The 18,513-nt window shown below is 62.7% G+C and carries 16 protein-coding genes; 11 read left to right on the top strand and 5 right to left on the bottom strand.

Going from position 1 to position 18,513, the window contains the following annotated elements; all coding sequences use genetic code 11:
* Window positions 1-99 precede the first annotated feature (99 nt).
* Window positions 100-1,017 (bottom strand): LysR family transcriptional regulator, encoded by a 918-nt coding sequence (locus AB3G35_RS07350; RefSeq protein WP_169905368.1) that lies wholly within the window; start codon window positions 1,015-1,017, stop codon window positions 100-102.
* Window positions 1,018-1,134: 117 nt separating this feature from the next.
* Between AB3G35_RS07350 and AB3G35_RS07345 the strand changes: the two genes are divergently transcribed.
* The 5 genes from AB3G35_RS07345 to AB3G35_RS07325 all read left to right on the top strand — a co-directional run bounded on the left by AB3G35_RS07345 (window position 1,135) and on the right by AB3G35_RS07325 (window position 7,324).
* Window positions 1,135-2,022: an SDR family oxidoreductase gene (locus AB3G35_RS07345; RefSeq protein WP_016779586.1), complete on the top strand. Its 888-nt coding sequence runs from the start codon at window positions 1,135-1,137 to the stop codon at window positions 2,020-2,022.
* Between the two features lie 247 nt (window positions 2,023-2,269).
* A complete protein-coding gene (locus tag AB3G35_RS07340) occupies window positions 2,270-2,776 on the top strand; it encodes a sigma-70 family RNA polymerase sigma factor (protein WP_083369788.1) in 507 nt (168 codons plus the stop codon).
* Window positions 2,773-3,741, top strand: coding sequence for a FecR domain-containing protein (locus tag AB3G35_RS07335; protein ID WP_369782433.1), 969 nt, complete (start codon window positions 2,773-2,775; stop codon window positions 3,739-3,741). Before AB3G35_RS07340 ends, AB3G35_RS07335 begins: the two co-directional genes overlap by 4 nt.
* A gap of 105 nt (window positions 3,742-3,846) precedes the next feature.
* Window positions 3,847-6,273 carry a TonB-dependent siderophore receptor gene (locus tag AB3G35_RS07330; RefSeq protein ID WP_369782432.1) on the top strand — a complete coding sequence of 809 codons (2,427 nt, stop codon included), beginning with the start codon at window positions 3,847-3,849 and terminating at the stop codon, window positions 6,271-6,273.
* A gap of 208 nt (window positions 6,274-6,481) precedes the next feature.
* Window positions 6,482-7,324: a hypothetical protein gene (locus tag AB3G35_RS07325; protein ID WP_106117212.1), complete on the top strand. Its 843-nt coding sequence runs from the start codon at window positions 6,482-6,484 to the stop codon at window positions 7,322-7,324.
* On the opposite strand, the gene AB3G35_RS07320 is transcribed toward AB3G35_RS07325, so the two are convergent.
* Together AB3G35_RS07320 and AB3G35_RS07315 are read right to left on the bottom strand one after the other, a co-directional pair.
* Window positions 7,260-8,018 (bottom strand): SDR family oxidoreductase, encoded by a 759-nt coding sequence (locus tag AB3G35_RS07320; protein ID WP_369782431.1) that lies wholly within the window; start codon window positions 8,016-8,018, stop codon window positions 7,260-7,262. The genes AB3G35_RS07325 and AB3G35_RS07320 overlap by 65 nt on opposite strands.
* A gap of 20 nt (window positions 8,019-8,038) precedes the next feature.
* Entirely contained in the window at window positions 8,039-8,776 is a 738-nt protein-coding gene (locus tag AB3G35_RS07315) for a sulfite exporter TauE/SafE family protein (protein WP_106117213.1), read from the bottom strand.
* 191 nt (window positions 8,777-8,967) lie between these two features.
* Between AB3G35_RS07315 and AB3G35_RS07310 the strand changes: the two genes are divergently transcribed.
* A complete protein-coding gene (locus AB3G35_RS07310; RefSeq protein WP_106117214.1) occupies window positions 8,968-10,278 on the top strand; it encodes an aminotransferase class III-fold pyridoxal phosphate-dependent enzyme in 1,311 nt (436 codons plus the stop codon).
* A 119-nt stretch (window positions 10,279-10,397) separates the two neighbouring features.
* On the opposite strand, the gene AB3G35_RS07305 is transcribed toward AB3G35_RS07310, so the two are convergent.
* The gene (locus AB3G35_RS07305) at window positions 10,398-11,882 is read right to left on the bottom strand and encodes a PLP-dependent aminotransferase family protein (RefSeq protein ID WP_106117215.1); all 1,485 of its coding nucleotides are present in this window, start codon (window positions 11,880-11,882) and stop codon (window positions 10,398-10,400) included.
* A gap of 184 nt (window positions 11,883-12,066) precedes the next feature.
* Here AB3G35_RS07305 and tauA point away from each other — a divergent pair, with 184 nt between their 5' ends.
* The 3 genes from tauA (at window position 12,067) to AB3G35_RS07290 (ending at window position 14,956) form a co-directional block, all read left to right on the top strand.
* Entirely contained in the window at window positions 12,067-13,065 is a 999-nt protein-coding gene (gene tauA, locus AB3G35_RS07300; protein ID WP_016779574.1) for a taurine ABC transporter substrate-binding protein, read from the top strand.
* 185 nt (window positions 13,066-13,250) lie between these two features.
* Window positions 13,251-14,087, top strand: a complete 837-nt coding sequence (locus AB3G35_RS07295; protein ID WP_016779573.1) for a taurine ABC transporter ATP-binding protein — start codon at window positions 13,251-13,253, stop codon at window positions 14,085-14,087.
* Window positions 14,087-14,956 (top strand): ABC transporter permease subunit, encoded by an 870-nt coding sequence (locus AB3G35_RS07290; protein ID WP_134049337.1) that lies wholly within the window; start codon window positions 14,087-14,089, stop codon window positions 14,954-14,956. The genes AB3G35_RS07295 and AB3G35_RS07290 overlap by 1 nt, the downstream gene beginning before the upstream one ends.
* Before the next feature lie 54 nt (window positions 14,957-15,010).
* On the opposite strand, the gene AB3G35_RS07285 is transcribed toward AB3G35_RS07290, so the two are convergent.
* The gene (locus tag AB3G35_RS07285; protein WP_016779571.1) at window positions 15,011-15,739 is read right to left on the bottom strand and encodes a CerR family C-terminal domain-containing protein; all 729 of its coding nucleotides are present in this window, start codon (window positions 15,737-15,739) and stop codon (window positions 15,011-15,013) included.
* Window positions 15,740-15,846: 107 nt separating this feature from the next.
* Between AB3G35_RS07285 and AB3G35_RS07280 the strand changes: the two genes are divergently transcribed.
* Window positions 15,847-16,929: an HlyD family secretion protein gene (locus AB3G35_RS07280; RefSeq protein WP_095039923.1), complete on the top strand. Its 1,083-nt coding sequence runs from the start codon at window positions 15,847-15,849 to the stop codon at window positions 16,927-16,929.
* Complete coding sequence (locus tag AB3G35_RS07275) at window positions 16,922-18,511, top strand: MDR family MFS transporter (RefSeq protein ID WP_369782430.1); 1,590 nt, start codon at window positions 16,922-16,924, stop codon at window positions 18,509-18,511. The genes AB3G35_RS07280 and AB3G35_RS07275 overlap by 8 nt, the downstream gene beginning before the upstream one ends.
* The last annotated feature ends 2 nt before the right edge of the window (window positions 18,512-18,513 follow it).

Here is an 18,513-nt window from a genome sequence, read left to right as displayed (position 1 = left end):
CTGGCTTGCCTGCGATGCAGGCGATGCGGTGTCACGTTAAAACCACATTGATCCAATCGCGAGCAAGCCCGCTCCCACAAGGCGGGTGCAACCCGCAAATTAATTAGCCAGCGGCATCAGCCCGGCTGTCAGGGCATCAAGCAAGGCGCTGACCTTGGGCAGGGCCTTGCGGCTTTTTGGCCACACCAGGTTGATCGCCAGGCCCTCGCTCGCCAGATGCGGCAACACCTGCACCAGTGAACCATCAGCCAGATGCTGCTTGATCAGCCAGGTGGGCAGTTGGGCGATGCCGCACCCCGCCAGCACTGTCATCACTTGCCCTTCCCCATCACCCACGATGTACCTGGCGGGCATTACCCGGCGCTCGATCTCTCCAGGGCGGCTGCCCGCGAAGTTCCAGGGGCTGACGGTGCCGTCGGCCCGCCCATAGGCCACACACTGGTGATGCTCCAGATCGCGGTCGGTCACAGGCGTGCCGTGAATGTTCAGATAAGCCGGCGCAGCACAGAACACATGCCGCTCGCGCCCCAGAAAGCGATGCTCCAGCGCCGCAGGCCAGATATCCGGCCCACCAACCCGCACGACGATATCCACGCCCTCTTCGACCGGATCGATAAAGCGGTCGGAGAAGGAAATATGCGGCAGCAGCAGCGCGTGTTTCTGCACAAACTGCAAAATCACCGGCAACGCCTGCAAACGCCCGAAGGCCGCTGGCAAATCAATGCGGAGCCTGCCCTGCGGCTCGGCATTGTCGGCCTGCATGGCCAGCTCGGCCTCTTCCAGTTCGGCCAGAACCCCAGTGCAGGTCCGGTAAAAAGCCGCACCGGCATCAGTCAATGCCAGGCGCCGCGTGGTGCGCTGGAACAGGCGCACCCCAAGCCTGTCTTCCAGCCGGGCGATACCCTTGCTGATCGCCGAGGCCGTCAGGTTCAGGCGCTCGGCAGCAGCCCTGAAGCTGCCCGAGTCGGCGACACAGACAAATACATCGATCCCTTTCAGGCGCTCGGAAGCGAACATGCACGGCCCTCATTAGTGAATTCAGTTCATCTTATTAGGTAAAAGGCATCGTAAATACGCCATCAGTTCCCCAGTAAGCTTTTACACCAAGAACTTACTCAAGCATCAGGCGTATTTATGACTTCGCACAAACCCACCGTTTTAATCACCGGCGCCACCGGCCAGATCGGCGGCGACACCCTGCGCAACCTGCAAGCCGACCAGAGCATTACGCTGGTCGCGGCCGTGCGCTCCCACGCCAAGGCGCAGCCCTTTGCAGCACAGGGCATTCGTACCGTGATCATGGACTTCGACCAAGAACACACCCTGGCCCCGGCGCTGGAGGGCATCGACCGCGCCCTGCTGGTCACCGGCTACACCGTGGACATGCTGCGCCAGAGCAAGGCATTTATCGACCAGGCGAAAAAATCCGGCGTGCAGCACATGGTGCATCTCGGTGCGTGCGGGCGGGACGACACCACCATCGGCCACTGGGCCTGGCACCAGTTTGTGGAGCGCTACATCGAGTGGTCGGGGTTCTCGTTTACCCATTTGCGCCCGGAGTGTTTTATGCAAAACCTGCTCAGCTACGATGGCACCCGGGCAGTCATCAACGGAGTGATCGAGCAGTACACCGGCGATGCGCGGTTCAGCTGGGTCGACGGTGAAGACGTTGCCCGGGTGGCTGCGCAAGCATTGCTGCACCCGGACAGGCATGCCGGCCAGACCTATCGGCTGGGCTACGATGTGCAGTCCTATGGCGATATCGCCGCGATCATGAGCCGGGTGCTGGGCCAGCCATTTCGTTATGACGCACAGTCACCTGACGTGTTTGTGGAGAATATGCGCGCGGCTGGTGCAGAAATGGCTTACATGAACTGCGTACATGACAACTTCACCCGCATGGCTGCACGGCAGATCCCCGGCGTGGAAGAGACGTTCGACAACTTCAGCCAGATCACCGGGCGCCAGCCGGTGAGCTGGGAGGACTTTGTAGAGAAGCACCGCAAGGTGTTTGCCTATTGATAAAGCTCCTCCCTGCGTAGCAACTGGCGAAGGAACGAGGCTGCGTCCGGTGGCGAAGCAGTCGTAAAACCAGACGCTGCGGTTCTTCAGGTAAATCCCGTGCTCAGGTTTTGCGGTCGCTTCGCAACCGATCGCAGCCTTCGTTCCTCGTCAGCGGCTACAGGGATTTACGCACCGGGATTGCAGTTGCCATCATCTTGCCGCTACCATTGGGAACGATTCGCACTCACATCTGGAAGCTCGACCGGTGCCCTCTCTCCCGACTCACAAGCTGGGCTTCTTTTTCAGCCACCATCACCGCTGGTTGCTGCAACATATTCAGCGTCGTCTGCGCAATCACGCAGATGCAGAGGACACCGCCGCCGATACCTTTTGCCAGATGCTGGCGGCACGGGTCGACCCGGACAGCATCGAGCAACCTCGTGCCTACCTGTCCACCATTGCCCGGCGCCTGATGTTCGACCGCCATCGCCGGCGCAAGCTGGAGACCGCCTACCTGGATCGTCTGGCCTTGTTGCCCGAGGCCGTAGCGCCGTCCCCCGAGGAACAACTGCAACTGATCGAGGCCCTGGTGGCCATCGACCGCGCCATCGACGGCTTGCCGATGATCGTCAAGGCCACCTTCCTCTACAGCCAGCTCGATGGCCTGAGCTATGTGGCCATCGCGCAAAAGCTTGGGCTGTCGGAACGCACCGTCAGCCGTTATATGAAACAGGCTTTGCGCCAGTGCTACCTGAGCGAGGCCAGCCTGTGAGCAAACAACGTCTGGACCCCTTGAGCGAGCAGACCATCGACTGGATGGTCAAGCTGCGCGCCGCTACGCCCGATGCCGCGCTGCAAGAACGGTTCAACCAGTGGCTGGCCAAGGACCCGGCCCATGCCCAGGCCTGGGAACAATTGCACAGGCGCCTGGGCGGCTCCTTCAACACACTGCGCACGCTGGAGCAACGCCTCCCGGGCCAGGCAGGGGAAGCCCGCCAACTGCTCTTGCAACCCTCGGCATCACGCCGCGACGCACTGCGTGCAATAACCGGCCTGGGCCTGCTCGGCGGCGGTTTATGGCTGGGCGCCAGCACTCCGCTGGGTGACTCGCTGCTGGCGGACCTGTCCACCGGTCGCGGCCAGCGCCAGGACTTCAACCTGGCCGATGGCAGCCGCCTGAGCCTGAACGCCAGTAGCGCCGTTGACCTGCACTTCACTGCGCGGCAACGGCTGGTGATCCTGCGCCACGGCGAACTGGTGATCAAGGTGGCACCCGACCCCGAGCGCCCGTTACGGGTGCGCAGTGCCGAAGGTGAAATCAGTGCCCTGGGCACGCGCTTTCTGGTCGCCCAACAGGAGCAGGCAACCCGGCTGGTGGTGCTGCAGCACAGCGTCCAGGCCCGGTTGTTCAGCGGCCTGACCCTCGACCTGCAAGAAGGTCAGGCGGCCATGCTCTACCCGCGCAGCATCGTGCCCATGAGCGGCGACCAGCGCTATCGTGCCGACTGGCTGCGGGCCAGGCTCAACGTGCTGGATGACCCGCTGGAAGACGTCGTCGCGGCCCTGCGCCCCTATACCCGCGGTTTTGTCCGCTTGGCCCCCGAGGTGCGCGGCCTGCGGGTACAGGGCGTATACCCGCTGGACAACCCCGAACGCGCCTTCACGGCACTGGCCGAAACGCTGCCCATTCGTGTGGATCACTACAGCCCCTGGCTTACCGTCATTCGGCCCGCATAAGCCCCCCCGGTGAAAAGTTTTTTTGATAATTGATCGCATTCGTGTCCGGTTTTCAGATCTCGGCCCACCTATCTCCTGAGACTTCCACACGATCAGGAGAATGCTGTGCTCAACCCGTGGCCCCACACCCTTAGCGTCGCCGTTGCCCTGGCAACCCTGGCCAGCCCTGCCCTGGCCCAGGACATAAGCTTCAACCTGCCCGCCGGCCCGCTGGCCAACAGCCTGAATGCCATTGCCAGCCAGAGCGGCCGGATTGTCTCGCTGGAGCCCGTGCTGGTGCAGGGCAAGCAGGCCCCGGCGGTAATTGGCCTGATGTCCGCCGAACAAGCGATGGACACGGCTTTGCGCGGCAGCGGCCTGCAATTGCGCATCACCGGGCAAGGCAATTTCAGCGTTGAGCCGGCCCCGCAAACCGGCGCTGCGCTGCAACTGGGTGCCACCCATGTGACCGAGCGCAGCCTCGACGCCACTACCGAAGGCTCGGGTTCCTACACTGCGCAAGCCGTCACCATCGGCAAGGGTGCCCACACGCTCAAAGACACCCCGCAATCGGTCACCGTCATCACCCGCAAAATGCTCGACGACCAGAACCTCAACACCATTGAACAGGTGATGGAAAAAACCCCGGGGATTACCGTCTACGACTCGCCCATGGGCGGCAAATACTTCTACTCCCGCGGCTTTCGCATGAGCGGCCAGTACCAGTACGACGGCGTGCCACTGGACATCGGCAGCAGCTATGTACAGGCCGACAGCTTCAACAGCGATATGGCGATCTATGACCGCGTCGAAGTTCTGCGCGGCGCAGCCGGGATGATGAAAGGCGCCGGCGGCACGGCAGGCGGGGTGAATTTTGTGCGCAAGCGCGGCGAAGCCACCCCGCACACACAACTGGCGCTGTCGGCCGGCACCTGGGACAACTACCGCGGGCAAGTCGATACCGGCGGCCCGCTGAACGATGCCGGCACCCTGCGTGGCCGGGCGGTCGTGACCCAACAAACCCGCCAGTATTTCTATGACGTTGCCGCCCGCAAGGATCAGGTCTACTACGGCGCACTGGACTTCGACCTCAGCCCCGACACCACCGTGGGGCTGGGCCTGGCCTATGAAGACGTCGACGCCACACCCTGCTGGGGCGGCCTGCCGCGCTATGCCGATGGCAGCGATCTGAAACTCAAGCGCTCCACCTGCCTGAACACCTCGTGGAACAACCAGCGCAGCAAGCGCACCACCTGGTTCGCGGACCTCAAGCAGCAAATCAATGATGACTGGGCACTGAAGGTGGCCGGGGTCTATTCAAAAAATACCCAGGACATGGAGTACGCCTTCCCCAGCGGCGCGGTGCCCGTGGGCGCAATCAGCAGCAACACCCTGATGCTCGGCAGCATCTATGACTACAACCAGACCGACTACGGCTTCGATGCCTATGTAGACGGTAAATTCGACGCCTTTGGCCAGCAGCACGAACTGATCGTGGGTGCCAACGCCAGCCGCTCGCACAAGGATGACTTCTACGCCGTGGCCGCGCTGGCAGATCGTCAAAATGTGTTGAACCCCAACCACAACCTGCCGCGCCCCGATGAAAGCTACTACCTGGCCAATGCCTCACGGGGCGGCCCGGTGGACATCCACGTCAAGCAGTACGGCGCCTACTCCCTGGCCCGCTTGAAACTGGCTGATCCGCTGACCTTCGTGCTGGGCAGCCGGGTCAGTTGGTACTCATCGACCAACGACGCCATCTCCTACTGGCGCGGCGAAGGCACCCCGGTGTACTCCGAGGCCAAAGAGAGCGGGCAAGTCACGCCGTTTGCCGCCTTGTTGTTCGACCTCAACGACAACCTGACCACCTATGCCAGCTACACCGATATCTTCACCCCCCAGGGCGGCTATCGAACCATCAGCGGCGCGACCCTCAAGCCGCTGATCGGGCAAAGCTACGAGCTGGGGATCAAGGGCGAGTGGTTCAACGGTCGGCTCAACAGTTCATTCAACCTGTTCCGTACTGTCCAGAAAGATGCGGCCCAGACCGACCCGCTGTGCCCGGACGGTGGCTGCTCGCTGAACTCCGGCAAGGTTCGCGCCCAGGGTTTTGAAGCCGAGGTCAGCGGTGAAGTGATCGAGCGCCTGCAATTGCTGGCCGGTTATACCTATACCCAGACCAAGGTTCTGGAAGACGCCGATGCAGCCCAGGACGGGCTGGCCTACAACTCCTATGTGCCGCGCCATCTGCTGCGCGTATGGGGTGATTACGCCCTGAGCGGTGCTCTGGAACGGGTCACGATCGGCGCCGGGGTCAATGCACAAAGCAGCAACTACCGGGTTTCACCCATCAGCGGCAACGACATTACCCAGGCGGGTTACGCCATCTGGAACGGCCGGATTGGCTACCGAATCGACGACACCTGGTCGGTGGCCCTGAACGGCAACAACCTGTTCGACAAACGCTACTACGCAACCGTTGGCACCGAAGGGTTCGGCAACTTCTACGGTGAACCGCGCAACTTTGTGATGTCGCTCAAGGCTGATTTTTGAGTAATACAAATCGCGAGCAAGCCCGCTCCCACATCCTCTCCTGTGGGAGCGGGCTTGCTCGCGAGGGTAGCTGCGCGGTCTAACGGGTGCTACGCCTCGCAAACGCGAATAAAACCCATCTGCAACAACCCCGTTAAATACGATAAACTCCCCGCCGCCAAAACGCCCTCAGGACTGCAACGGGCCTGTCTCTTGTACAAGGATTGTCATGTTCATACGCTCATTCACCTTCGCTTTATCCGCGCTGCTACTCGCCGGCTGCCAGTCTGGCGGCCATGATTCCTACCGCTCGCCCAAACTCACTGCGGCCCAGGAAAAAGACCAGGCGCTGCAACGCGATGTGTATGAAAAGCTGATCAGCAGGGTGCTGGCCCGCGAAGGCGATCTGGCCAATACCCAGGGCCGCGACGGCAGTTTCAACCTGATGCTGACCCTCGATGACAAGAACCGCATCATTGGCTGTGGCACGCTGCCCAACAAGAAAGTGGATGCCCGGATCTACCCCTACAACCGCAAGCTGGCCGAGGATCTGCGCTCGATCTGCTGGACAGCGGTGTTCCCCGAGCTGCCCTCGTCGCTGATCGACCCCGAGACCAAAACCGCAAGGGTCGTGGCGCCAGTTCTGGTTTACCCCTTGGTGGCGCTGTCCCCGGACACCCGCGCACGCCGCGAAGCCGCATTGCACGACAAGGCGCAAAACGATTTTCTATTCACCCAACTGCTCGCCCCGTTGCCCATCGACAGTATTGGCGTCGCCACTTTGATGATGATGACGGACAGCACCGGGCAGGTGCGCGAGTGTGCCGCCAGCCTGGACCCGCATTCCTTGCGCCCGTCCGAATTCAGGCAGGACGATGCCTTGCTTGCCGGCCTGGTCCAGCGCTGCAAGCAGCTGGACATGAGCACCATGCCGGGCTTTGTAGCTAATACCCAGGGCATGACCAGCGCCTTCCATCGCGTCGAGTACACGCCCTGGAAAGCCGGGCTCAAGCCCGCTCAATCGCAAAGTTGCTCCACGACTGGCTCACGGGCATCAACTCAAGGCTGTTGATATTGATGTGCGCCGGCTGGTTGAGAATCCAGAAGATCGTCTCGGCAATATCCGCCGGCTGAATCGCCTGGGCGCCGGCGTAGACCGAGTCGTATCTGGCCTTGTCCCCGGCAAAGCGCACCAGCGAAAACTCGCTCTCGCACAGGCCCGGCTCAAGGTTGGTGACGCGTACCCCGGTGCCCTGCAGGTCACAGCGCAGGTTCAATGAGAACTGCCGGACAAAGGCTTTGCTCGCGCCATACACATGGCTGCCGGGATACGGCCAGTTACCGGCAATCGAGCCCAGGTTGACGATGCCCGCCCCGGCGCCGTGGGCGATCAGCCGTGGCAATAGCAAGCGCGTGCTGTACAGCAGGCCCTTGATATTGGTATCCACCATGGTCTCCCAGTCATCCAGCGAGCATTCGGGGGCTGGCGTGGTCCCCAAGGCCAGCCCGGCATTGTTGATTAACCCGCGCAGGGTGCTGAACTCTGCAGGCAGTTGTTCAATGGCCTGCTCCATCGCACTGCGGTCACGCACGTCCACTACCAGCGGCAAGATTCTGGCCTGCGCGCACAGTTCATCGGCCAGCGCATGCAGGCGCTCGGCCCGGCGCCCGGTGAGCACCAGCGACCAGCCAGCAGCGGCAAAACGGCGGGCACAGGCTTCGCCAAAACCGGACGTGGCACCGGTGATAAAAACAGTCGGCATCATAAACAGCTCCTCGGGATCGATCAGGGCCACGCCCGGCCCAACAGGCCAACGCCTGCCAGCACCAGCAATAGCCATTGGGTAAAACGGGCGGCCTGTTCGGCCTGAATACGCACGAACAATTGTTGCCCAAGCCACAAGCCCAGCAACAATGCAGGCAGCATCAGCAAGGCTTGCCAGCCGGTGCCGGAGGGGATGGCCGAAGCCGCCGCCAGCCCGGCCAGCGCCGCAAGATCGACCGCAAAAAAGAACATGATCAGCGTCGCCCGCAACGCCCGGGCCCGCAGCCCGCAGTGGCTGAGCCATGCCACCACCAGCGGCCCGCCAATACTGAACGCGGCGATCAACGCCCCGCTGCTGCCGCCCACCAGCCAGGCACCGGCGCGGCCCTCGCCCATCGGCAGGCGAATTCGCGCCAGCCCCATAATCGCCAGCAAGCCCACCAGCAGGTACACCCCCACCGTCAGCCCGCCGCTGTCGATGCCGGTCAGCAACCAGATGCCGCACGGCACCCCGCACGCGGCCGCCAGCAACAGGCGCTTGAGCAGCGGGTAATGCGCCTCACGCCAGGCGCTGCGCAACAGCATCACGCTGGACGCCACCTCCAGAAACAGCACCAGTGGCACTGCCTGCTGCAACGACCCGAGCATCGCCAGCCCGACCACGGCAATCGCGGCAAAACCGAAGCCCGTGAGCCCGCGCACCACCGCCGCCACCAGCACACACAGCGCACTCAGGGCCCAACTTGCTTCAGGGTTCATACGCAGCTCCGGGGTGCTCAATGGCGCCACTGTAGTCAGCCGCACACCCCGGCACTTAGATCCAGCGAGGGCTTTCGATGGGGCCAGAACTGGCCCTATCGAAAACCCCATCTGGAGCTAAGGATCGGCCCCGGTCGTGACTAGTCTGCGAGCAACTGGCCGCACCGGGCCGAGCCTCAGGAGTGACACGCATGGCGACGAATCTGAACCACCAATGGATGCCTTTCACCGACAACCGCGAGTTCCAGCGCGCACCGCAGTTGTTCGTCCGCGCCGAGGGTGTGCGCTACTGGAATGCCGAAGGCCGCGAGCTGCTCGATGGCAGCTCCGGTCTGTTCTGCAGCGCCGCCGGGCATGGCCGTACCGAGATCGCCGAAGCGGTGTGCAAGCAATTGCTGACCCTGGATTTCACCCCGCACTTCCAGCGCGCCTCGCCGTTGTCCTTCGAGTTGGCCGAGCGTTTGAGCGAACTGCTGCCCGAGGGGCTGAACAAGCTGTTTTTCACCAACTCCGGCTCCGAGTCGGTGGACAGCGCGATGAAGATTGCGCTGGCCTATCACCGTGCCCGCGGTGAAGCCCAGCGCACCCGTTTTGTGTCGCGGGAGTGGGCCTATCATGGCGTCAATTTTGGCGGCGTGGCGCTGTCGGGAATGATGCGCAACCGCCAGGCCTTCGCCAGCGGCGGCCTGCCCCATGTCAGCCATATGCGCCACACCTGGCAGGAAGACCAGCGCTACCAGTTGGGCGAACCGCAGCAAGGCGCCGACCTGGCCAGCGATCTTGAACGGATCATCGCCATGCACGGCGGCGACAGCATTGCCGCCTGTTTTGTGGAGCCGATTGCCGGCTCCATCGGCGTGTATGTGCCGCCGGCGGGTTACCTGAAACGCCTGCGCGATATCTGTGACAAACACGGGATCTTGCTGGTGTTCGATGAAGTCATCACCGGTTTTGGCCGCACCGGCCAGGCCTTTGCAGCGCAGAGCTTTGATGTGAAGCCGGACCTCATCACCATGGCCAAGGCCCTGACCAACGGGGCAATCCCGATGGGTGCGGTGGCAGTGAACGAGACGGTCTACGACACGGTGATCAATGCCAGCAAGGGCGGCGGCCCGGAGCTGTTCCACGGTTATACCTACTCCGGGCACCCGGTGGCCTGTGCGGCGGCGCTGGCTTCGCTGGATATCTACCGTGACGAGGACTTGTTCGCCAAAGGCGCGCAACTGGCGCCGTATTTTCTGGAGTGCCTGAGCGGGTTGCAAGGCTTGCCGCAGGTCAGCGACTTGCGCGGTTATGGTTTGCTCAGCGGGATTCAACTGACGCCCGGGGATGCGCCGGGGGCCAAGGGCGCACGGGTGCAACGGGCGCTGTATGACGCCGGGCTGCATGTAAAAACCACCGGCGACGCGATCATCTTTGCCCCGGCGCTGGTGACCGGGCGGGCCGATCTGGACGGGATGTTTGGCATATTGAAAGACACGCTGGGGCGTGAGGTTTTGTAAGCCACACTCACTCTGTGGGAGCGGGCTTGCTCGCGAAGGCAGCAACGCGGCTTGACTGAGCAACCGCATCGCCTGCATCGCGAGCAAGCCCGCTCCCACACCATCCCCCCCTTCCCACATCATCCTGCCTGCATCTCCCGCCACGCCTCGCCCAGCGCCATGATCCCCGGTTCAATCAATTCCTCGGCAATCGCGCCGAACCCCAGCCGAAAGCAATTCAACGGCCGCTGCTCGCTCAAATAATGAATATCCCCCGGCTCAATCAACACACCACGCCTGGCCACCAGCCGCTGCAACACCCAGGCATCCACATCCACCGGGCAACTGACCCATAGCGACGAGCCCCCCGCCATGCCACTGGCATTGAGCTGCGGCAGGTGTTCGGCCATTGCCCGACTGATCACCCGCCACTTGCGCGCCAACCGATCGCGCAACCGCCGGGCATGGGCATCGTAATGCCCCATGGATAAAAACAGCGCCAGGGTGCGCTGGTTATTCGACGGCGGATGCCGGTAGATATACCGGCGCAGTGCGCGCAACTCGTGGATCAATTCGGCATCCGCGGCAATAAACCCCAGCCGCACACCCGGCAGCAGGCTTTTGGTCAGGCTGCCCAGATAGATCACCCGCCCGCTGTCATCAAAACTCTTCAATGCAGGATGGTTGCTGCCCAGGAAATTCTGCTCGTTTTCGTAGTCGTCTTCGATGATCAAGAAGTCCCGCTCGCGGGCACTGGCCATCAACTCCAGGCGTCGGTACAGCGGCATGGTCACGCCAGTGGGCGACTGATGGCTGGGTGTGCAAAACACCATCTCGCAATTCGCCAGTTGCTCATTGACCACCAACCCCTGGCGATCGATGCGCAAGGGTTTGAGCTCACAACCGCTCAGGCCGAAGATGTTGCGCGCATCCACATAACCCGGCTCTTCAAGCCCCATTACCAGCCCCGGGCGGCCCAGCAGCCGGGCGAGCATATACAGCGAGTTCTGCGTACCGATGGTGATCATCACTTCCTGCGCCGATACGCTGATCCCGCGCTTGGGCAGCACGCGCTGCACGATCTGTTCAATCAACAGCGGATCGTCGAGCATCACCTGGTCATCGACCCAACTGCGCATATGTGCGCCAGTGCTGGCGATGCGCGAACAGTCCCGCCAGCGGGCAGCAGTCTGCTCATCGGCCTCGACCTGACCGTAGATAAACGGGTAGCGGTACTCACGCCAGTTACGCGGCTTGACGATAGCCCGCAGCTGCGACGAACTGCTTTGCAGGCGTGCCTCCCAGTCCGGTGCATGGTCGGGGCGCTCGAAGATTTTTTGCGTGGCGGGCTTGAGGCTGACATTGAGCTGCTGGCGCAGGTACTTCTCGTTGATAAAGTAACCGCGCCGGTCCGACGGGATCAGGTAACCGTCCTGCACCAACTGCTCGTACACCAGCACCACAGTATTGCGCGACACCTTGAGCAGCTCGCACAGCTTGCGCGAGGACGGCATCGGCTCACTGGGCGGCATGGCCCCGTCGAGGATCGCGCTGAGCAAACTCTCGCGCAGTTGCTCCTGCAAACCCCGCCCAGCTTCGAAGGGCCGAAAATAACGCTCCAACATGGTTCAAGCTCCTCGCCCGGCGCCCCGTCATGGCGCACCCGATGCGCTACAGCCCTTGTCCCACAAGGCCTGCAACGACCCCTGGCACCACAGCTTGCAGCAACTGGATCTAAAGCAAGCGCCGAGCCAGCGCCTAAGATCGGGCTGACAAAAAACAGACCTCCCCCCAGCTCGGAGTCTCACCATGCTCAAGCCCCTGAACAAATGGATCCGCCGCGCAGTGCTGTTGCCACTGACCGCCGTGGCCCTGGTGGCCAACGCCCAGGCCCAGACCGTCACCATCGGCGTGCAAAGCATGTTTGCACCCTGGAAGGACGCCATCGCGCAAAAGCAGTTCGAGAAAGCCACCGGCTGGGATATCAAATGGCGCAACTTCGACAGCGGCGGCGACGTGATGATGGCCATGGCCTCGGGCGATGTGCAGATCGGCGTGGCGGGCAGCAGCCCGATTGCTGCCGCCGTTAGCCGCGGGGTGGACGCACAGTTGTTCTGGATTCTCGACAACATCGCCGACGCCGAGGCGCTGGTGGTACGCAATGGCAGCGGCATCGTCGCGCCGCAGGACCTGGCCGGCAAAACCCTCGCTGTGCCCTTTGTCTCCACCACCCACTTCCATGCGTTGTTTGCCCTTGAGCAGTTCGGCCTGACCGGCAAGGTCAAGGTGATCAACCTGCAACCCTCGGACATTCCGGCAGCCTGGGAGCGCGGGGATATCGATGCAGCGTTTATCTGGGACCCTGCCCTGGGCCGCCTCAAGCAAAGCGGCCATGTGTTGCTGACCTCGGGCCAATTGACTGATTGGGGCAAAGCCACTTTCGACGGCCTGGTGGTGGACAAGCAGTTCGCTGCCGCCAACGGCCCCGGCATGCAGGCGTTTACCCAGGTGCTGCAAGACAGCACGGCGAACTACGTCGCAGCCCCGAAAACCTGGACCGCAGAATCGCCGCAGGTGATCAACGTGGCCAAACAGTCCGGGGCCAAGCCTGAAGAAGTGCCGCCGGTACTGGCGCTGTACCAGTTCCCGCTGGCCAGCGAGCAGGCCGGTCCGGCGTGGCTGGGCGGTGGCGCGGCCAAGGCACTGGCCGCCACGGCCGAGTTTTTGAAAGCGCAAAAGAAAATCCCGGCATTGCTGCCTGACTACAGCGCGGCGATCAACCCGACGTTTGTGCAGAACACCCAATAACCCGCAGGTGCATACAACCCCTGTAGCAGCTGCCGCAGGCTGCGTCCGGCTGCGAAGCAGACGTAAAGTCAGGTACTTCGTTGTGTCAGGCGCACCCGGAAATTTGGTTTTGCGACTGCTGCGCAGCCGGACGCAGCCTTCGGCAGCTGCTACGGAATCCAAAACGCTGAAACGAGGAACACGCCATGCCCCTCAGCCTTAAAATCCATGATGTGTCGGTGCTCTACCCCGGGCAGCAGAAGGGTCAGCCGGTACGGGCTCTGTCCGGGGTCAATCTGGACATTGCCGCCGGAGACTTTGTTGTCGCCCTCGGGGCCTCCGGCTGCGGCAAAACCACCCTGCTCAACCTGATGGCCGGCTTTATCCAGCCCAGCAGCGGAGTGATTACCTTGGGCGATTATCACGGTCAGGTACCCGCGCGGATCGACGGCGCCGAGCTGCGCGACCAGGTCACCGGCCCCGGTGCCGAACGCGGTGTGGTGTTTCAGAAGCACGCGCTGCTGCCGTGGCTCAACGTGATCGACAACGTAGCCTTCGGCCTCAAGTTGCGCGGCATTCCCAAGGCCGAACGCGAAGAACGCGCCCTGCATTTCTTGCAGTTGACCGGGCTGGCGGAGTTTCGCAATCACGCCACCTACCAACTGTCGGGCGGTATGCAGCAACGCGTCGGGATTGCCCGCGCCCTGACCAACGACCCGAAGATGCTGCTGCTCGACGAACCGCTGGGCGCGCTGGATGCCCTGACCCGCGAACGCCTGCAGGAACTGATCCTGGAGATCTGGCAGCGTACGCAAAAGATGATGTTCTTTATCACCCATGATGTCGAAGAGGCGCTGTTCATGGCCACCCGGCTGATCATCATGTCACCGCGCCCGGGGCGCATCACCCACGAATTTGCGGTGGATTTCGGCCAGCGTTTCCTCAAGTGCCGCGACGCCCGCGCGGTCAAGTCCAGCCCCGACTTTATTGCCCTGCGCGAGCAAATCCTGAGCATCATCCACGGTGACGAGGAGGCGGCATAATGAGCCTTTTGGACGAAAAACAACGCAATGCCGTACTGCGCACCCTCAACGAAATGCGCCGCGCCGCACCGGCAAAACCTGGCGAGCAATATGGCGCACCGGGCAATGGCTCCAGCATGGGCCTGAGTGTGGGCACCCTCATCGTTGTATTTGCCCTGTGGTACATCGCCACCAATGGTGGTTGGATCAAGCCACTGTTTTTGCCCTCGCCCCAGGCGGTGTGGGCGCAGATCGTGGAGGTGAGCCGCGACGGGTTTGCCGATGCCAGCCTGTGGACGCATATCGGCTGGAGTGCCCTGCGGGTGTTTGGCGCCTTTGCCTTGGCAGTGGTAACGGCGATTCCGGTGGGCATTCTGATGGGCGTCAACCGGGTCGCCCGGGGCGTGTTCGACCCGCTGGTGGAGTTTTACCGCCCGTTGCCGCCGCTGGCCTACCTGCCGCTGGTGGTGATCTGGATGGGCATTGGCGAAGGCTCGAAAATCCTCCTGATTTACCTGGCGATGTTTGCGCCGCTGGCACTCAGCGCCCGGGCCGGGGTCAAGTCGGTGGCCATTGAACAGATCCACGCCGCCTATTCGATGGGGGCCAGCCGCGGGCAAGTGCTCAGGCAGGTGATCATGCCTGCCGCCCTGCCGGAGATACTGACCGGCATGCGCATCGCCATCGGCTTTGGCTGGACCACCCTGGTGGCCGCCGAGATGGTCGCAGCCACGGCCGGGCTGGGCTTTATGGTGCTCACGGCGTCCAAGTTCATGGCCACCGATGTGGTGATCATGGGCATCCTGGTGATCGGTGCGCTGGCCCTGCTGTTCGACCTGGGCATGCGCTGGCTGGAACGCAAACTGGTGCCGTGGAAGGGCCGGGGCTAGCCGGCTGTTGTGGGAGCGGGCTGGCTCGCGATCCGGGCGCCGCGGGTTTCCCTGCTACACCGCGTCGAGACCATCGCGAGCAAGCCCGCTCCCACCCAACCCGCGCAACAAGGTCACCGTCTGCTCACGCACAATGCCCATCAGCATGGCGTAGCGCTCGGGCGTCAGTGTGTCCCAGCCCAGTGACTTGAGCGAGCTGGTGCGGGTCAGGTGGAACGGCAGCAACTGCCCGGTCAGGGTCATGGAGCGCAGGATGCATTCTTCATCGCTGGCATCCGGGCCCATCAGCCGCGAAATAATCCCGCTGGTGACGCCGATGATGCGCTGGCCTATGCGCTGGCTGATCATTTCTTCCCCGCCACTGGGCCCCAGCCCCGCCTGCTCACGCGCATAGAACTTGCGCCAGCTGTTGGTGCGGTTGGACACCAGCATGAACTCGGCAATCTTGCTCTGGATGGCGCAGAAGGTGTCGATCAATTGTTCGGTGTCCGGCCGTGTGCCCAGCAACGCCTGGGCCGCTTCGATGGTCGGCGCCAGGTAATCCCAGATCCGCTCCACCATGTACTCGGTGCAGGCGCTGTACACCCCTTCCTTGTTCTTGAAGTAGTAATTCAGTGCTGGCGCATTCACCCCTGCCAGCTCGGCGATATCGCGGGTCGAGGCACCCTCGTAGCCGCGCTCGCCAAACAGGTTGAGGGCCGCTTCGATAATCCGCGCACTGGTTTCATCCCCACACGTATAGCCGCCTTCGCTGGCAGGTCGGCGCCGGTGAATGGTGGTCATGGGCTTCTCCTTGATCGATGAAGCCGCGAGTGTGCCTGAATTTATATCGATTGACATAATTTTACCGATCGTAATAATTGTTACAACCGCTAACAATTGAGAACACCATGACCGCACATCAGGCGCTAGACCCATCGATCAAGGCCAGGCCCAAACGCAGGCCTGGCAAAACCCTGGCGCTGGGCGTGCTTGGCCTGGGGGCGCTGCTGGGCGCGGCTGTGTGGGGGGCGCACTGGTGGAGCGTGGGGCGCTTTATCGAGAGCACCAACGATGCCTACCTGCAGGCCGACAGCCTGAGTGTCGCCGCCAAGGTCTCGGGCACGGTGAGCGAGGTGTATGTCAGCGACAACCAGACCGTCAGCGTCGGCCAGCCGCTGGTGCGCCTCGATATCCGGCCCTATCAGGCGGCCCGGGAAAAATCCGAAGCAGCCATTCGCGCCGCCGAAGCCGATATTGCCCGGGGCGAGGCGGAACTGGCCCAGCATTCGGCCTCGATTGCCCAGGTACAGGCGCAACTGGAAGGCGAAAGCGCCAACGAGCAATACGCCGCCGCACAGGTCCAGCGTTATGCGCCACTGGCCAAAAGCGGGGCCGAAACCCGGGAGCGCATGGCAGAGCTGCGTAACGCCCTGCGTCAGGCCAGCGCCCGGCGGGCTGCCCAGGCGGCAGCGCTCAACGTTGCCCAGCGCCAGTTGCAAACCCAACGCGCAGCCATTGAACAGGCCCGCGCGCAACTGGCCAGTGCCCAGGCCAGCACCCGCCAAAGCAAGCTCGATGAACAGGACACCGTGGTCTACAGCACTCTGGCCGGCCGCGTCGGCAGCCGTTCGGTGCGGGTTGGCCAATATCTGCAACCCGGCACACGGCTGATGACTATCGTGCCGCTCGATGAGGTGTACCTGACCGCCAATTTCAAGGAAACCCAGATCGAGCGTATGCACCCCGGGCAGGCCGTGGCGGTGCATATCGATGCCTGGCCCGGAGTCCAGTTTGAAGGCGTAGTCGAAAGCCTCTCCCCGGGTACCGGTTCGCAATTTGCGTTGCTGCCGTCCAACAACGCCACCGGCAACTTCACCAAGATCGTGCAGCGGGTACCGGTGCGCATTCGCCTGAACGCCTCGCCTGAAACCGGCATCGAGTGGCTGCCGGGGCTGTCGGCCACTGTCGACGTCGACACCCGTCGTGGCTAGTGCGGCCGCTGCATCCGCAGCGCTGCAGCCGCCCCGGGCCAATGCCAGCACCAGCGACTGGATCGTGGTGTTTGCCGGGGCCCTGGGGGCCTTGATGGCCACGCTGGATATCTCCATTACCAACTCGGCCCTGCCGCAGATCCAGGGCCAGATCGGCGCATCGGGCACCGAGGGCACATGGATTTCCACCGGCTACCTGATGGCCGAAATCGTCATGATCCCACTGACCGCCTGGCTGACCCGGGTGTTCGGCCTGCGCAATTTTTTGATCGGCAATGCAATCCTGTTCAGCCTGTTTTCGATCCTCTGCGGCATCAGCGAAACCCTGCCGCAAATGATTATCGGCAGGCTCGGCCAGGGTTTTGCCGGGGGCGCCATGATCCCAACAGCCCAGGTGCTGGTGGCGACCCGCTTGCCGCGCCATCAGATGCCCATCGGCATGACGATGTTCGGTTTGATTGTGCTGCTGGGGCCGCTGCTGGGACCGGTACTGGGCGGCACCCTGACCGAGAACTTCAGCTGGCGCTGGTGCTTCTTCCTGAACATCCCGGTGTGTGCGCTGCTGCTGTTGATGCTCGGCCAGGGCCTGAACAAAACCGCGGGCGACTGGCAGGCGTTTATCAAGGCCGACTGGCTGGGGATCATTGGCCTCACGGTGGGCCTGAGCGCCCTTACCGTGGTGTTGGAAGAAGGCAATCGCGAACGCTGGTTCGAGTCCTCGCACATCAGCGGGCTGAGCCTGCTGGCGGTCGCCGGCATCGCCCTGTTGCTGGTGGCACAGAAGCTGTCGAAGACGCCGATTGTGCGTCTCAAACTGCTGCTCAATCCGCGCTTTGCCAGCGTGATTGCCATCGTCTTTGTGGTGGGCTGCGGGCTGTATTGCGTGGCCTTTGTGCTGCCGCAGTTCTTGAGCAAGATTGCCGGTTTCAACGCCCAGCAATCCGGCGCGGTGATGCTGATGTCAGGTTTACCCGCGTTTTTGATGATGCCCGTTTTGCCGCGCCTGATCGGCCGCGTGGATACCCGCATCATGGTCATGCTTGGCCTCGGTTGCCTGGCCAGCAGTTGCCTGTTGGCAATGGGGCTGACCGCCGACAGCGTGGGCGACAACTTCACCCGCACCCAACTGCTGCTGGGCCTGGGTCAGGTGATGGCGATGATGCCGCTCAATCAGGCCTCCATGAGCTGCGTGCCGGCCCACGAGGCTGGTGAGGCTGCGGGTATTTACAACATGGCGCGCAACCTCGGCGGCTCGGTGGGGCTGGCGCTGCTGGGCACGTTTATCGAGCGGCGCAGTAGCTTTCATGACGCCACCCTGCGCGACGCCGTGAGCGTGCAATCGGTCGAAGCGCAAACTCATCTGGCCGCGTCCGCCCAGGGCTTTTTCGCCGACCACGGCGACCTCGCCCATGCCCAGCTCCAGGCCCTGAGCCAACTGGCCGGGCAGATTCAGGTGCAGGCGCAAGTGATGACCTACAGCGAAACCTTCTATGTGCTCGGTATCGCCTTGCTGCTGTGCCTGCCCCTCGCCCTCTTTCTGAAAAAACCGCCTGCCGGTACGCCCTTGAGCACAGGACACTGACC

It is taken from the genome of Pseudomonas sp. WC2401, assembly GCF_041200115.1.
Classification (GTDB): domain Bacteria; phylum Pseudomonadota; class Gammaproteobacteria; order Pseudomonadales; family Pseudomonadaceae; genus Aquipseudomonas; species Aquipseudomonas fragi.
Note: the sequence above shows the minus strand (reverse complement) of the source record. Positions and strands in the feature narration are given on the sequence as shown.

Coding starts and splice junctions, on each gene's coding strand:
- AB3G35_RS07315 (WP_106117213.1), bottom strand. CDS start 8,776: ATGAACCCTGAAGCAAGTTGGGCCCTGAGTGCGCTGTGTGTGCTGGTG.
- AB3G35_RS07295 (WP_016779573.1), top strand. CDS start 13,251: ATGCCCCTCAGCCTTAAAATCCATGATGTGTCGGTGCTCTACCCCGGG.
- AB3G35_RS07350 (WP_169905368.1), bottom strand. CDS start 1,017: ATGTTCGCTTCCGAGCGCCTGAAAGGGATCGATGTATTTGTCTGTGTC.
- AB3G35_RS07345 (WP_016779586.1), top strand. CDS start 1,135: ATGACTTCGCACAAACCCACCGTTTTAATCACCGGCGCCACCGGCCAG.
- tauA (WP_016779574.1), top strand. CDS start 12,067: ATGCTCAAGCCCCTGAACAAATGGATCCGCCGCGCAGTGCTGTTGCCA.
- AB3G35_RS07310 (WP_106117214.1), top strand. CDS start 8,968: ATGGCGACGAATCTGAACCACCAATGGATGCCTTTCACCGACAACCGC.
- AB3G35_RS07325 (WP_106117212.1), top strand. CDS start 6,482: ATGTTCATACGCTCATTCACCTTCGCTTTATCCGCGCTGCTACTCGCC.
- AB3G35_RS07280 (WP_095039923.1), top strand. CDS start 15,847: ATGACCGCACATCAGGCGCTAGACCCATCGATCAAGGCCAGGCCCAAA.
- AB3G35_RS07285 (WP_016779571.1), bottom strand. CDS start 15,739: ATGACCACCATTCACCGGCGCCGACCTGCCAGCGAAGGCGGCTATACG.
- AB3G35_RS07320 (WP_369782431.1), bottom strand. CDS start 8,018: ATGATGCCGACTGTTTTTATCACCGGTGCCACGTCCGGTTTTGGCGAA.
- AB3G35_RS07305 (WP_106117215.1), bottom strand. CDS start 11,882: ATGTTGGAGCGTTATTTTCGGCCCTTCGAAGCTGGGCGGGGTTTGCAG.
- AB3G35_RS07290 (WP_134049337.1), top strand. CDS start 14,087: ATGAGCCTTTTGGACGAAAAACAACGCAATGCCGTACTGCGCACCCTC.